We start from the raw sequence: 13818 nt of genomic DNA on the forward strand, positions 1-13818 counted from the left end.
CGAGGAGATAATAATATGACAGATGACAAAAACCACAATGTCATGAAGGGGCGGAGTGTAACAGCTTTTGTGACACAGCGCATAAAATATCGCTCTGCTAATCATTGAAGAAATATTTCTCCGATTTTCCCAACCCGGATGGCCCGGGGCCTGGGGAACGACACGCTATTTTTAGCGGTAAGAGAGTGATAACACCCGACTGGACACGGCGAAAAATTAGCCATAAAGTTAATCAATCGATTGATTAACTTTATTCCACCGATGAATATGAACTCGACGACCAGTAAAGGTGAGCAGGCCAGAAACCAGTTGATTGCCGCTGCCCTCGCGCAGTTTGGCGAATACGGGTTGCATGCCACCACGCGCGATATCGCTGCGCTGGCCGGGCAGAATATTGCCGCGATCCCCTACTACTTCGGTTCAAAAGAGGATCTGTATCTCGCCTGCGCCCAGTGGATCGCCGATTTTATTGGCGCAAATTTTCGCCCCCACGCCGAAGCCGCCGAAATCCTGTTTACCCACGCGGAACCCGATAAAGAGGCGATACGTGAACTGATTCATCGCGCCTGCAAGAACATGATTATGCTGCTCACCCACGATGACACGCTTAATCTGAGTAAATTTATCTCGCGCGAACAGCTCTCCCCTACCCGCGCCTACCAGTTAATCCATGACCAGGTGATCGCCCCGTTGCATAGCCATCTTACCCGGCTGATTGCGGCTTACACCGGCAGAGAAGCCAACGATACGCAAACCATTTTGCACACCCATGCGCTGATCGGCGAGATCCTCGCCTTCCGCCTGGGTCGGGAAACCATTTTACTGCGCACCGGATGGGCGCAATTCGACGATGAGAAAGCCGACCTGATTTGCCAGGTCATCACGTGCCATATCGATCTTATCCTTCAGGGATTAACAAGGAGTTCCGGGTTATGAAAAAGCCTGTCGTCATCGTGTTGATTGTCGTTATCGTACTCGCCGCGCTTGGCGGGGGCTGGATGTGGTATCAAAGCCGACAGGCAGCCACCCTCACGCTTTACGGGAATGTGGATATTCGCACCGTGAACCTCAGTTTCCGGGTCGGCGGACGTCTCGCTTCACTTACGGTGGATGAAGGGGATGCGATAACCGCCGGGCAGAAGCTTGGCGAAATCGACAAAGCCCCTTACGGGAATGCCCTTATGCAGGCACAAGCCAATGTCTCGACGGCGAAGGCAAAATACGATCTGGTCACCGCAGGCTATCGCGATGAAGAGATTGCCCAGGCGGCGGCGGCGGTCAATCAGGCGCAGGCGGCCTACGATTACGCGCAAAACTTTTATCAGCGCCAGCAGGGGCTGTGGAAAAGCCGCACCATTTCCGCCAACGACCTGGAAAATGCGCGTTCCTCCCGTGACCAGGCGCAAGCCACACTGAAATCGGCGAAGGATAAACTCAGCCAGTACCGTACCGGTAACCGCCCGCAGGAGATAGCCCAGGCCAAAGCCAGCCTTGAGCAGGCACAGGCGCAACTGGCGCAATCACAGCTGGATTTGCAGGATACCCAACTGGTGTCGCCCTCTAATGGTACTCTGCTCACCCGCGCCGTGGAGCCGGGTAGCATGTTAAATGCCGGGAGTACCGTTCTGACGCTCTCCCTGACCCGCCCGGTTTGGGTTCGCGCCTACATCAGTGAAGTCAATTTGCATCAGGCCCAGCCCGGTCAGACGGTATTGTTGTACGTTGATGGCCGCCCCAATAAGCCTTACCACGGCAAAATTGGCTTTGTTTCCCCGACGGCGGAATTCACCCCGAAAACCGTGGAAACGCCGGACTTGCGTACCGATTTGGTCTATCGGCTGCGCATTATCGTCACCGACGCCGATGACGCTCTGCGCCAGGGGATGCCGGTTACCGTGAGCTTCGACAATGGAGCACGGAATGAGTGAGGCAACCATCCGTCTGAACGGCCTGGTCAAGCGCTTCGCCGGGATGGAGAAACCCGCCGTCGCCCGTCTGGACTGCACCGTGAAAGCCGGATACGTCACGGGGCTGGTTGGCCCGGATGGCGCGGGGAAAACCACGCTGATGCGCATGCTCGCCGGACTGATGAAACCCGATGAAGGCAGCGCGGAGGTTATTGGCCTGGACCCCATCGCCAACAACAGCGAATTGCATGCCTCGCTCGGTTACATGCCGCAAAAATTCGGCCTGTATGAAGATCTTACGGTGATAGAAAACCTCAACCTGTATGCCGATCTGCGCAGCGTCACCGGGGAACAGCGCGAGGAGACCTTTGCCCGACTGCTTGAATTCACCGCCCTCGCCCCTTTTACCGGGCGGCTGGCGGGCAAGTTGTCCGGCGGTATGAAACAGAAACTGGGGCTTGCCTGCACCCTGGTCGGGCAACCGAAAGTGCTGTTGCTGGACGAACCCGGTGTCGGCGTGGACCCGATATCACGCCGTGAACTGTGGCAGATGGTGCATACCCTCGCCGGGGACGGCATGCTGATTTTATGGAGCACCTCTTATCTGGATGAGGCCGAGCAGTGCCGCGATGTGCTGCTGATGAACGAAGGGGAATTGCTTTATCAGGGCGAACCGCGCGCGCTGACGCAAACCATGGCCGGGCGCAGTTTTCTCGCCAGCAGCCCACAGGAAAACAACCGCCAGTTATTGCAACGCCTGCTGAAACTGCCGCAGGTCAGCGACGGGATGATTCAGGGGCGTTCGGTGCGGGTGATTCTGGCGAAAGACTCAACGGTGGACGCCCTGCGCAGCGCATCGTCACTGACCCGGTTAGACATCGAAGAGACCGCGCCGCGCTTTGAAGACGCGTTTATCGACCTGCTGGGCGGCGCCGCGTTCACCCAGTCGCCGCTGGGGGCCATTCTGCATACCGTGGAAGGTACGCCGGATGAGACAGTGATCGAAGCCCGGCAACTGACGAAAAAATTTGGCGATTTCGCCGCCACCGACCACGTCGATTTCGCCGTCAAGCGCGGCGAGATTTTCGGCCTGCTCGGGCCGAATGGCGCGGGGAAATCCACCACCTTCAAGATGATGTGCGGGTTGCTGGTCCCCACCTCCGGCAAAGCGCTGGTACTGAATATGGATTTAAAAACCAGCTCCGGCCAGGCACGCCAGCATCTTGGCTATATGGCGCAAAAATTCTCCCTTTACGGCAACCTGACGGTGGCGCAAAACCTGCGCTTTTTCTCCGGCGTCTACGGCCTGCGGGGACGGGCGCAGCAGGATAAAATCACACGGATGGTGGACGCGTTTGGCCTTAAGGCGATAGCCAATCAGGCAACCGACGCCCTGCCGCTGGGCTTTAAGCAACGCCTGGCGCTGGCCTGCGCGCTGATGCATGAGCCGGACATTCTGTTCCTCGATGAACCGACATCCGGCGTCGACCCGCTGACCCGCCGCGAGTTCTGGCTGCACATTAACAGCATGGTGGAGAAAGGGGTAACGGTCATGGTCACCACCCACTTTATGGACGAAGCCGAATATTGCGACCGCATCGGGCTGGTCTATCGCGGTAAACTTATCGCCAGCGGCACGCCGGATGCCCTGAAAGCGCAAACGGCCGATGCAGAGCACACCGACCCGACGATGGAGCATGCCTTTATCACGCTCATCCATAACTGGGATAAGGAGCATCACGATGCATAGCCCTCTCTCCCTGCGTCGCGTGCGCGCGCTCTGCGTCAAAGAGACGCGCCAGATTGTGCGCGATCCCAGTAGCTGGCTGATTGCGGTGGTGATCCCGTTAATGCTGCTGTTTATTTTCGGCTACGGCATAAACCTGGACTCCAGCAAGCTGCGCGTGGGCATTTTACTGGAGCAGCACAGCGAAGAGGCGCTGGACTTCGCCCATACGATGACCGGCTCTCCGTGGTTTGACACGACGGTCAGCGATAATCGCCAGCAGCTCATTCAGATGATGCAGGCCGGGCGTATTCGCGGGCTGGTGGTCATTCCGGTGAATTTTGCCGAACAGATGGCGCGCCCCGGTGAAGATGCCCCGCTACAAGTAATCACCGATGGCAGCGAACCCAATACCGCCAACTTCGTTCAGGGCTATGTACAGGGGATCTGGCAGGTCTGGCAACAACAGCGGGCCGACGATCGCGGCGAAAGTTTCGAACCGCTGATTGACTTGCAGATGCGCTACTGGTTTAACCCCGCCGCCATCAGCCAGCATTTTATTATCCCCGGCGCGGTCACCATCATCATGACAGTGATCGGCGCGATCCTCACCTCGCTGGTGGTGGCGCGCGAATGGGAGCGTGGCACCATGGAGGCGCTGCTCTCTACCGAAGTTACCCGTACCGAACTCCTGCTCTGCAAGCTTATCCCCTACTACTTCCTCGGAATGCTGGCGATGTTGCTGTGTATGCTGGTGTCGGTATTTATTCTCGGGGTGCCGTATCGCGGTTCTCTGGTGATCCTGTTTTTTATCACCAGCCTGTTTCTGCTCAGCACTTTGGGGATGGGGTTACTGATTTCGACTATTACGCGCAATCAGTTCAATGCCGCGCAGGTGGCGCTTAACGCCGCCTTTTTGCCGTCGATCATGTTGTCCGGGTTTATCTTCCAGATTGACAGTATGCCTGCGGTGATTCGGGCGGTGACCTACATTATTCCGGCGCGCTACTTCGTCAGTACCCTGCAAAGCCTGTTTCTGGCAGGCAATATCCCGGTGGTACTGGTCATCAATGTGCTGTTTTTGCTGGCTTCGGCAATCATGTTTATTGGCCTGACGTGGGTGAAAACCAAACGGCGGCTGGATTAGGGAGGCACCATGTTTCATCGCTTATGGACACTGATTCGCAAAGAGTTGCAGTCGCTGCTGCGCGAACCGCAGACCCGCGCCATTTTGATTCTGCCGGTTGTCATCCAGGTGTTGCTGTTCCCGTTTGCCGCGACGCTGGAGGTCACTAACGCCACCATTGCCGTCTATAACGAAGATAACGGCAAACATGCGGTAGAGCTGACCCAGCGCTTTGCCAGGGCAAAAGCGTTCACCCATGTGCTGATGCTGAAAAGCCCGCAGGAGATTCGCCCGACAATCGACGAGCAAAAAGCGCTGCTACTGGTGCGTTTTCCGGCTGACTTTTCCCGCAAGCTGGATACCTTCACCCAGGCACCGCTACAGCTTATTCTCGACGGACGAAACTCTAACAGCGCGCAGATTGCCGCCAATTACCTGCAAGCGATCGTTAAAGAGTATCAACAGGAGCTGATAGAGGGGAAAACGAAACCGAACAACAGCGAACTGGTGATCCGCAACTGGTACAACCCAAACCTCGATTACAAATGGTTCGTGGTGCCATCGCTTATCGCCATGATCACCACCATTGGCGTGATGATCGTTACCTCACTCTCGGTTGCCCGTGAACGGGAACAGGGTACGCTGGATCAACTGCTGGTCTCACCGCTGGCGACCTGGCAAATTTTTGTCGGCAAAGCGGTACCTGCGCTGGTGGTGGCGACGTTCCAGGCCACCATCGTGCTGCTCGCCGGGATCCTTGCCTATAAAATCCCCTTTGCCGGATCGCTACTGCTGTTCTATTTCACGATGCTGATTTACGGCTTGTCGCTGGTAGGGTTTGGCCTGCTGATCTCATCCCTGTGCTCAACACAGCAGCAGGCGTTTATTGGGGTGTTTGTCTTTATGATGCCCGCTATTCTGCTTTCGGGATATGTGTCGCCGGTCGAGAATATGCCGGTCTGGCTGCAGGATCTGACATGGATTAATCCTATCCGCCATTTTACGGACATTACCAAGCAGATCTATTTGAAGGATGCGAGCTTCGCGATTGTCTGGCAAAGCGTGTGGCCGCTACTGGTGATAACGGCCACCACGGGTTCAGCGGCCTATGCGATGTTCCGGCGTAAGGTGATGTAACCTTACGCCTCTCGCACCTTAAACTTTGAAGGATTTGGACGGGATACGCTTCTCTTTTGCCAGCAGGGAGACCACCGCTGGGCCTGCGAGGATAACCAGCCCGACCAGGGCAAGCAGCAGGTTGTTTTGCATGACGCGTGACAGCAGCCACAGCACGATCATGGCGACCCCGAAATACCAGGTGGTGGTCAACTCTTCCAGAACATCGCCAATGCCTCGCCAGCGCTCTTCGTGGTGGCGCTGCAAAAACAGCATCAACAGCACCGTTACGCTATAAAGGACGCACAGACCCAGGCCGACCCGCACCAGCGCGCCGCTCATCCAGGCTGTTACTAACACCGCCACAACCAGCATATGCAACATAATCTGCCAGCAACTCAGACCGGTTGCGACACGAACACGTTGTTGCCACTTCATGGCATCTCTCCTGACGAATTTTTCTCTTAACAAAGAGTACTGATATTTACAGAAAATTCCGTAACCCCGCATCTTTTTGTGACAGAGACTACAATTTATTTTCATCAGGATAGTGAGGCTGGCAGGAGAATTATGACCCAACAAACTCGTCAATTTTCATTGAAAGTACTCACCATAAATACCCATAAAGGCTTTACTGCCTTCAACCGGCGTTTCATTTTGCCGGAACTTCGCGACGCGGTGCGCACCGTCAGCGCCGATATTGTTTGCCTGCAAGAAGTGATGGGCGCGCATGAGGTTCATCCGCTGCATGTGGAGAACTGGCCGGATACCACCCACTACGAATTTCTTGCTGATGCTATGTGGAGCGATTACGCCTATGGGCGTAATGCTGTCTACCCTGAAGGCCACCACGGTAACGCCGTGCTTTCCCGTTTTCCTATCGAGCACTATGAGAACCGCGACGTCTCCGTGGGCGGCAGTGAAAAACGCGGCCTGCTCTATTGTCGTATCGTGCCGCCTGATATTGAGCGGCCGGTGCATGTGATTTGTGTGCACCTGGGCTTACGTGAAGCCCATCGCCAGGCACAGCTCACGATGCTGGCGGAATGGGTAAATTCGCTGCCGGAAAATGAACCGGTGGTGGTGGCTGGCGACTTTAACGACTGGCGGCAGCGGGCGAACCATCCGTTAAAAGTCCAGGCCGGGCTGGAAGAGATCTTTACCCGCGCCCATGGCCGCCCTGCCCGCACCTTTCCGGTCAGCCTGCCGCTGTTACGCCTGGACCGTATCTATGTCAAAAATGCTGGCGTCAGCTCGCCCACAGCACTGCCGCTGCGCAACTGGCGCCATTTATCCGACCATGCCCCTCTGAGTGCGGAGATCCACCTATGAAATGCACATGGAAAGAGGGTAATCGTATTGAGCTTCTCGAAAATGGCGAAAACTTTTACCCGGCGGTGTATGCCGCTATTGAGCAGGCACAGCAGAAAGTTATCCTCGAAACCTTTATCTGGTTTGAAGATGAAGTAGGGCGTGAGTTGCATGCTGTTTTACTCAAAGCAGCCCGTCGCGGCGTGAACATCGAAGTTTTGCTCGACGGCTATGGCTCCCCCGACCTCAGCGATGAGTTCGTCAATACGCTCACCTCTGCTGGCGTCGTCTTCCGCTACTACGATCCCCGTCCCCGGCTGTTTGGTATGCGGACCAATGTCTTTCGCCGCATGCACCGTAAAATCGTGGTAATCGATAACACGGTGGCGTTTGTTGGCGGCATTAATTATTCCGCTGAACATGTCACCAGCTATGGCCCCGAAGCCAAGCAGGACTATGCCGTGCGGGTTGAAGGCCCGGTGGTGGCCGACATTTTGCAATTTGAAGTGGAAAATTTGCCTGAAAACGCGCCAGTCAGACGCTGGTGGCAACGACGTCGCCACCAGGCGGAGGATAACCGCACGCCCGGTGAAGCTCAGGCGCTGTTTGTCTGGCGCGACAATGACGATCACCGTGATGACATCGAACGCCACTACCTGAAAATGCTCGCCAATGCGAAGCGCGAAGTGATTATCGCCAATGCCTACTTCTTTCCCGGCTACCGCCTGCTGCATGCAATGAAAAACGCGGCGCGCCGGGGCGTACGAGTGAAGCTCATCGTACAAGGCGAGCCGGATATGCCGATCGTCAAAGTCGGCGCCGAACTGCTCTATAACTATCTTTTGAAAGGGGGCGTTCAGGTCTACGAATATCGCCGTCGCCCACTGCATGGCAAAGTGGCGTTAATGGACGATCACTGGGCTACCGTCGGGTCGAGCAACCTTGACCCGTTAAGTCTGTCGCTGAACCTTGAAGCCAATCTGATCATTCATGATCGGGAATTCAACCAGACGCTGCGCGACAACCTCAACGCGATTATCGCCAAAGATTGCCTGCGTGTGGACGAATCAATGGCACCTAAGCGGACCTGGTGGAATCTCGCCAAGAGTGTGGTGGTGTTCCACTTCCTGCGCCATTTTCCTGCACTCGTTGGCTGGCTGCCCGCACATACGCCAAGGCTGGCCCAGGTGAAGCCCCCCATCCAGCCGGAAATAGAGACTCAGGATCGCGTCGCTTCTGAAAATTCCGGGGGGAAATCCTGATGGCGAAATCACATCCACGCTGGCGGCTGGTAAAAAAGGTTCTCACCTGGCTCTTTTTTATCGCCGTTGCCGTCCTGTTAGTGCTGTATGCCCAGAAGGTCAACTGGGATGATGTCTGGAAGGTTATTCACGACTATAACCGCATCGTACTGTTGGGTGCTACCGCGCTGGTCGTGGTCAGCTATTTGATTTATGGCTGCTACGACCTGCTCGGTCGCGCCTATTGCGGACATAAACTGGCTAAACGCCAGGTAATGCTGGTGTCGTTTATCTGTTATGCCTTTAACCTGACGCTCAGCACCTGGGTGGGTGGGATCGGCATGCGTTATCGTCTCTATTCCCGCCTTGGATTACCCAGCAGCACCATCACGCGCATTTTCTCGCTCAGCATCACCACCAACTGGCTGGGTTATATTTTACTCGGCGGCATCATCTTCACCTTCGGTGTGGTGGACATCCCGGCGCACTGGTATATCTCCGACACCACACTGCGCATTATTGGCGTGGTGCTGCTGCTCTTTATCGCCTTCTATCTGTGGGCCTGCGGCTTTGCGAAACGTCGCCATTTCACGATTAGAGGACAGAAGTTAGTGATCCCCTCGTGGAGATTTGCCCTTGCCCAGATGGCCATTTCCAGCGCCAACTGGATAGCTATGGGGGTGATTATCTGGCTGCTGATGGGGCACCAGGCCAACTTCTTCTTTGTGCTGGGCGTGTTGCTGGTCAGCAGTATCGCTGGCGTGATTGTCCATATCCCGGCGGGGATTGGCGTGCTGGAAGCCGTCTTTCTGGCACTGCTGGCCGGGGAACATATGTCACAAGGGGTTATCATCGCGGCCCTGCTGGCCTACCGCGTACTCTATTATTTTATCCCGCTACTGCTGGCGCTGATTGCCTATCTGCTACTGGAAAGTCGGGCGAAGAAACTGCGGGCGAAAAATGAAAAGGCGATGGCAAAAGGCTGATTAGCGGGAGCGTATGCCATCAATCACATAGCTTGCCAGACGTAGCAGTTCAAACACGAGACTGGCAATATTCAGCCAGACCCGCAATGCGCCATGGATGGCGCAGGCCTGTACCGTGGTAAATTGTTTCATATAGAGTTCGCGGGCGGATATCTGAATCCGTGAACTGCTGCCCGCCGTTGTTAATCCAAACAGCAATACCATCGCCAGACAGCCAATCCATTCCAATGGGCCATTGTGCAGCCCGATATTAACCAGCGCCGTCAGGCTAAGCCCCACTAGCAACATCAACAAATAATAGCCACCGCCGCTGATATTGCTGCCCGCATAGTGGGCGATAACCGCGCTGATGGCGAACATCGCGCCGGTTACACCCAGCGCTAAGGCGATTCCCGTCCAGGAGAAGATGCAGGCGAAAAGTAGCCCCGTCAGCAGGTTCATCAAGATGAGCCAGGACAGCGCCAGCGGCGTACTAAAGCGCTCAAAGAGGCAGTAGAGGAGAAGGCCGCTGATAAATAAGGCGGCAATCATCACCAGGATGGCAGGTCCGGGAATAAACCACGCCCGTATAACGGGAAGATGCAGCGCCAGCCAGGCAACACCGATACCCAGCACCATGCCCGCAGCCAGCCACAGGCAGATATTAACGATAAGTTCCGTGGGCTTAATATGCGGCGGCGAAAGCCAACCAAAAGGTTTCATCTCTTCTCCATGAGGTGAACAAGCCGCACCCGGTTATGTCCCGGTGCGGCTTATGCTTTTCACTGGCTATCTGACGTACCCCGGCCGGGATAACATTAACGACGGTTGCCGAAGATACGCAACAGCATCAGGAACAGGTTGATAAAGTCGAGATAGAGCGTTAACGCCCCTAAAATCGAATATTTCCGCAGATGCGCTTTATCATTCACATCAAGCTGCATGCCGATGTCTTTGAGTTTCTGAGTGTCATACGCGGTCAACCCGACAAAAATAACCACCCCGATATAGGTCACCGCCCACATCAACGTTTCACTTTTCAGCCAGAAGTTAACCAGGGAAGCCAGAAGGATACCGATTAGCCCCATAAACAGCATACTGCCAAGACCGCTCAGGTCGCGTTTGGTGGTATAGCCGTAGAGGCTCATCGCGCCGAACATCCCGGCGGTAACGACAAAGGTCGCCGCAATAGACTCCGCGGTGTAGGCATACAGGATGCCCGAAAGCGTCAGCCCGGTCAGGGCGGAATAGAGCATAAACAGCGTGGTCGCCATGCCCGCGCTGAGTTTGTGGATCAGGCCAGAGAGCACAAAAACCAGCGCCAGTTGCGCAATAATCAGCCCGAAGAAGACCACCCGGCTGGAGTAGATAGCCATTAATACGGCTTCATTAAATACCGTATACCAGGCGATAAAAGCGGTCAGCAGTAGCCCACAGGTCATCCAGCCATAGACCTGCGCCATATAGGTTTGCAAACCAGCACGGGCGGGTGAAACGATAGAATCGGAACGCGGGAATCTGTCCATAATGACTCCTCAAAAAGTGGATACCCATCTTCAAGATTAACACAATCCCGACAAAGCGTTACCAGCGTTGCGCCGCCTGTTTATCGCTATCGCGCGCCTCTACCCAGCGCTCACCCTGCGCCGTGGCTTCGCGCTTCCAGAACGGCGCACGCGTCTTAAGGTAATCCATAATGAACTGCCCTGCCTCAAAGGCGCTGCTGCGGTGTGCGCTGGTCACGCCGACGAAGACGATGTCGTCGCCAGGCCAGAGTTCGCCCACGCGATGAATCACCGTGACGTTACCAAGTGGCCAGCGCTCACGCGCATCATCAACAATTCCGGCCAGCGTCTTTTCAGTCATCCCCGGATAGTGTTCAAGCGTCAGAGCGCTGACATTATCGCCAAGGTTATGGTTACGCACTTTGCCGGTAAAGGTCACTACCGCGCCGTCTTCATCCCGCGCATTCAGCCACTGATACTCTTCGCCGACGTTAAACGGCGCGTGGCCAACCACGATACGTGTCTGCGCCATCTCAGCCTCCGGTCACCGGCGGAAAAAACGCCACTTCGTCGCCATCGGTAAGGGGAGTGTCAAAGCTCACCAGCGTCTGGTTCACCGCCGCCAGCAGTTTGCCCTCTTCCAGCGCCAGCGCCCAACGATCGTTACGCGCGGCAAGGTGTTGGCGTAACGCTTCCACAGACGGAAATATCTCGTCCAGCGTCAACCGGTCACACCCGGTCAGCTCGCGTACCTGCGCGAAAAAAAGTACATTAATCATTTGCTTCTACCTTGAAATCACCTGACTTACCGCCGCTTTTCGCCAGCAGACGTACCGGGCCAATGACCATATCCTTCTGCACGGCTTTGCACATGTCGTAAATCGTCAATGCGGCTACCGACGCCGCCGTCAGCGCTTCCATTTCCACGCCCGTTTTGCCCGTCAGACGGCACAGCGACTCAATGCGAACCCGGTTATGTTCCGGCTGTGCCTGTAATTGCACTTCCACTTTGCTAAGCAACAGCGGGTGACACAGCGGAATCAAATCCCAGGTGCGTTTTGCCGCCTGGATGCCCGCAATACGCGCCGTGGCAAAGACATCACCTTTGTGATGGCTGCCGTCAATAATCATCGCCAGCGTTTGTGGCTGCATGGTGACAAACGCTTCGGCGCGCGCTTCCCGCACGGTTTCTGCTTTGGCGGAGACATCCACCATATGCGCTTCGCCGTCGGCGTTAATATGGGTCAGTTGTGACATAATTCAGGGCTTAATGTGGGAGTGAAAATTACACGGACGCGTGCGCGCATCGAGTTGCGGCGCGATGATATTGTCCCATGCGGTGCGACAGGCTTTGGTGGAGCCCGGCATCGCGAAAATCAGCGTTTTGTTGGCGATCCCCGCCAGCGCACGTGATTGCAGCGTAGAGGTGCCTATCTCTTCGAAAGAGAGCATCCGGAACAGCTCACCAAACCCTTCTACTTCACGGTCAAACAGCGGCAATAAGGCCTCCGGCGCCTGGTCGCCCTCGGTAAAACCGGTGCCGCCGTTAATCAGCACCACCTGGACGTCATCGCTGGCAATCCACACAGAGACCTGCGCCCGAATGGCATAGCGATTCTCTTTGACAATCGCTTTCGCCACCACTTTATGCCCCGCCTCCAGCGCTGAGTCGCGCAGGAAATGGCCTGAGGTGTCATCCTCTTCGCCACGACGGCTGGAAACCGTAAGAATCGCGATACGGGTAGGGATAAATTCAGTACTAACCTGACTCATTGCTTTTTCTCCTTGCGGCCATTATCCGCCAATGTAAGACAGATTTTGCGTAATGCCGGTGTTGCCCTGATGCAGAAAATGGGTCTGTTTTTTATGCGCAAGGGACGCGGCAATGCGCGCTTCCAGCGCGGCCTGCTGATGGTCATCCTGCAGCAGATCGCGCAGGTCTACCCCCCCGTCGCCAAACAGGCATAAATGCAGCTTGCCGACGGAAGAGACCCGCAGCCGGTTACAACTGGCGCAAAAGTCTTTTTCATAGGGCATGATGAGACCAATCTCTCCGGCATAGTCCGGGTGGCAAAAAACCTGTGCCGGACCGTCACTGCGGCTGCGCAGCTTCTGGATCCAGCCGCGTTTGAGCAGCTCGACGCGCAGCACATCGCCGGAGATATGGTGTTTTCGAAAGAGATCGCTGCCTTCGCCGGTTTCCATCAGTTCAATAAAACGCAGTTGAATGGGGCGAGGTTTGATCCAGGAAAGAAAGGTATCGAGCTGGTGGTGGTTGACATCGCGCATCAGCACGGTATTGACTTTGACCTTCTCAAAGCCTGCCGCAAAAGCAGCATCAATGCCGTCCATCACCTGCTTAAACTTATCCTGACCGGTAATCGCGAAAAACTGGCGCGCGTCGAGACTGTCGACGCTGACGTTAATCGCCGTCAGCCCGGCATCACGCCAGTGCGCCACATCGCGCACCAGCCGATAGCCGTTCGTGGTGACGGCAATCTGGCGGATGGCGTGGTTTTCCCGCACGGCAGCAATAATGTCGGTAAAGTCGCGACGCAACGAAGGTTCGCCACCGGTCAGACGGACTTTCTCTGTCCCCATAGCAGAAAACGCACGCGTAACACGACGAATCTCCTCGAGGCTGAGAAAACCTTTATTGGTGACGCCACCTGGCTTGTAGCCGTTGGGCAGGCAGTAAGTGCAACGGAAGTTGCATACATCAGTGATCGACAAACGCAAGTAAAAGAACTTACGCGCGAACGTGTCAGTCAGTTGTGTGGCCATGTACACCTTTCCAAATACGGGAGATGCAGTCATTTCTTCCTGCACCCTGGCGGCTGATACCGGTGGTATCGCCACGGCCAAAGCACCATATCGTCAGACGTAGGTACAGAGGCTAGAGTGTATGTTGTGCGTAACGA

General features: G+C 55.6%; 16 protein-coding genes and 1 riboswitch. Of the genes, 8 read left to right on the forward strand and 8 right to left on the reverse strand.

Going from position 1 to position 13818, the window contains the following annotated elements:
* Nucleotides 1–261 precede the first annotated feature (261 nt).
* From cecR to ACS0RQ_RS19095, 5 genes are read left to right on the forward strand one after another with little or no spacing between them, the layout of a single operon-like run.
* A complete protein-coding gene (gene cecR / locus ACS0RQ_RS19075) occupies nucleotides 262–936 on the forward strand; it encodes a transcriptional regulator CecR (protein ID WP_271849882.1) in 675 nt (224 codons plus the stop codon).
* Entirely contained in the window at nucleotides 933–1928 is a 996-nt protein-coding gene (hlyD, locus tag ACS0RQ_RS19080) for a secretion protein HlyD (protein WP_271849851.1), read from the forward strand. Before cecR ends, hlyD begins: the two co-directional genes overlap by 4 nt.
* Nucleotides 1921–3657, forward strand: a complete 1737-nt coding sequence (locus ACS0RQ_RS19085; protein WP_271849852.1) for an ATP-binding cassette domain-containing protein — start codon at nucleotides 1921–1923, stop codon at nucleotides 3655–3657. The genes hlyD and ACS0RQ_RS19085 overlap by 8 nt, the downstream gene beginning before the upstream one ends.
* A complete protein-coding gene (locus tag ACS0RQ_RS19090; protein ID WP_271849853.1) occupies nucleotides 3650–4780 on the forward strand; it encodes an ABC transporter permease in 1131 nt (376 codons plus the stop codon). The genes ACS0RQ_RS19085 and ACS0RQ_RS19090 overlap by 8 nt, the downstream gene beginning before the upstream one ends.
* Nucleotides 4781–4789: 9 nt before the next feature.
* Nucleotides 4790–5896 carry an ABC transporter permease gene (locus ACS0RQ_RS19095; protein ID WP_271849854.1) on the forward strand — a complete coding sequence of 369 codons (1107 nt, stop codon included), beginning with the start codon at nucleotides 4790–4792 and terminating at the stop codon, nucleotides 5894–5896.
* An 18-nt stretch (nucleotides 5897–5914) separates the two neighbouring features.
* On the opposite strand, the gene ACS0RQ_RS19100 is transcribed toward ACS0RQ_RS19095, so the two are convergent.
* Nucleotides 5915–6313 carry a YbhQ family protein gene (locus ACS0RQ_RS19100; protein ID WP_039077224.1) on the reverse strand — a complete coding sequence of 133 codons (399 nt, stop codon included), beginning with the start codon at nucleotides 6311–6313 and terminating at the stop codon, nucleotides 5915–5917.
* A gap of 132 nt (nucleotides 6314–6445) precedes the next feature.
* On the opposite strand from ACS0RQ_RS19100, the gene ACS0RQ_RS19105 reads away from it, so the two are divergent.
* From ACS0RQ_RS19105 to ACS0RQ_RS19115, 3 genes are read left to right on the forward strand one after another with little or no spacing between them, the layout of a single operon-like run.
* Nucleotides 6446–7207, forward strand: coding sequence for an endonuclease/exonuclease/phosphatase family protein (locus ACS0RQ_RS19105; RefSeq protein WP_071195601.1), 762 nt, complete (start codon nucleotides 6446–6448; stop codon nucleotides 7205–7207).
* Nucleotides 7204–8448 carry a cardiolipin synthase ClsB gene (gene clsB, locus ACS0RQ_RS19110; protein ID WP_271849855.1) on the forward strand — a complete coding sequence of 415 codons (1245 nt, stop codon included), beginning with the start codon at nucleotides 7204–7206 and terminating at the stop codon, nucleotides 8446–8448. The genes ACS0RQ_RS19105 and clsB overlap by 4 nt, the downstream gene beginning before the upstream one ends.
* Entirely contained in the window at nucleotides 8448–9413 is a 966-nt protein-coding gene (locus ACS0RQ_RS19115) for a lysylphosphatidylglycerol synthase domain-containing protein (RefSeq protein WP_271849856.1), read from the forward strand. Before clsB ends, ACS0RQ_RS19115 begins: the two co-directional genes overlap by 1 nt.
* Here the strand turns inward: ACS0RQ_RS19115 and ACS0RQ_RS19120 are convergent, their stop codons facing one another.
* From ACS0RQ_RS19120 to moaA, 7 genes are all read right to left on the reverse strand, one after another.
* Nucleotides 9414–10115 carry a Bax inhibitor-1/YccA family protein gene (locus ACS0RQ_RS19120; protein ID WP_271849857.1) on the reverse strand — a complete coding sequence of 234 codons (702 nt, stop codon included), beginning with the start codon at nucleotides 10113–10115 and terminating at the stop codon, nucleotides 9414–9416.
* 95 nt (nucleotides 10116–10210) lie between these two features.
* Nucleotides 10211–10918, reverse strand: a complete 708-nt coding sequence (locus ACS0RQ_RS19125) for a Bax inhibitor-1/YccA family protein (protein ID WP_271849858.1) — start codon at nucleotides 10916–10918, stop codon at nucleotides 10211–10213.
* Nucleotides 10919–10976: 58 nt separating this feature from the next.
* Nucleotides 10977–11429 (reverse strand): molybdopterin synthase catalytic subunit MoaE, encoded by a 453-nt coding sequence (gene moaE / locus ACS0RQ_RS19130; protein WP_039077230.1) that lies wholly within the window; start codon nucleotides 11427–11429, stop codon nucleotides 10977–10979.
* Nucleotide 11430: 1 nt separating this feature from the next.
* On the reverse strand, nucleotides 11431–11676 hold the full coding sequence (gene moaD, locus ACS0RQ_RS19135; RefSeq protein ID WP_071195596.1) for a molybdopterin synthase sulfur carrier subunit: 246 nt from the start codon (nucleotides 11674–11676) through the stop codon (nucleotides 11431–11433).
* Nucleotides 11669–12154, reverse strand: coding sequence for a cyclic pyranopterin monophosphate synthase MoaC (gene moaC, locus ACS0RQ_RS19140; RefSeq protein WP_107222938.1), 486 nt, complete (start codon nucleotides 12152–12154; stop codon nucleotides 11669–11671). Before moaC ends, moaD begins: the two co-directional genes overlap by 8 nt.
* 3 nt (nucleotides 12155–12157) lie before the next feature.
* Entirely contained in the window at nucleotides 12158–12670 is a 513-nt protein-coding gene (gene moaB, locus ACS0RQ_RS19145) for a molybdenum cofactor biosynthesis protein B (protein ID WP_039077233.1), read from the reverse strand.
* 21 nt (nucleotides 12671–12691) lie between these two features.
* Entirely contained in the window at nucleotides 12692–13681 is a 990-nt protein-coding gene (gene moaA / locus ACS0RQ_RS19150; protein WP_334633965.1) for a GTP 3',8-cyclase MoaA, read from the reverse strand.
* A riboswitch (molybdenum cofactor riboswitch) is annotated at nucleotides 13669–13813 on the reverse strand. (Overlaps the previous gene by 13 nt.)
* Between the last annotated feature and the right edge of the window lie 5 nt (nucleotides 13814–13818).

It is taken from the genome of Phytobacter diazotrophicus, from assembly GCF_052061655.1.
GTDB lineage: Bacteria > Pseudomonadota > Gammaproteobacteria > Enterobacterales > Enterobacteriaceae > Phytobacter > Phytobacter diazotrophicus.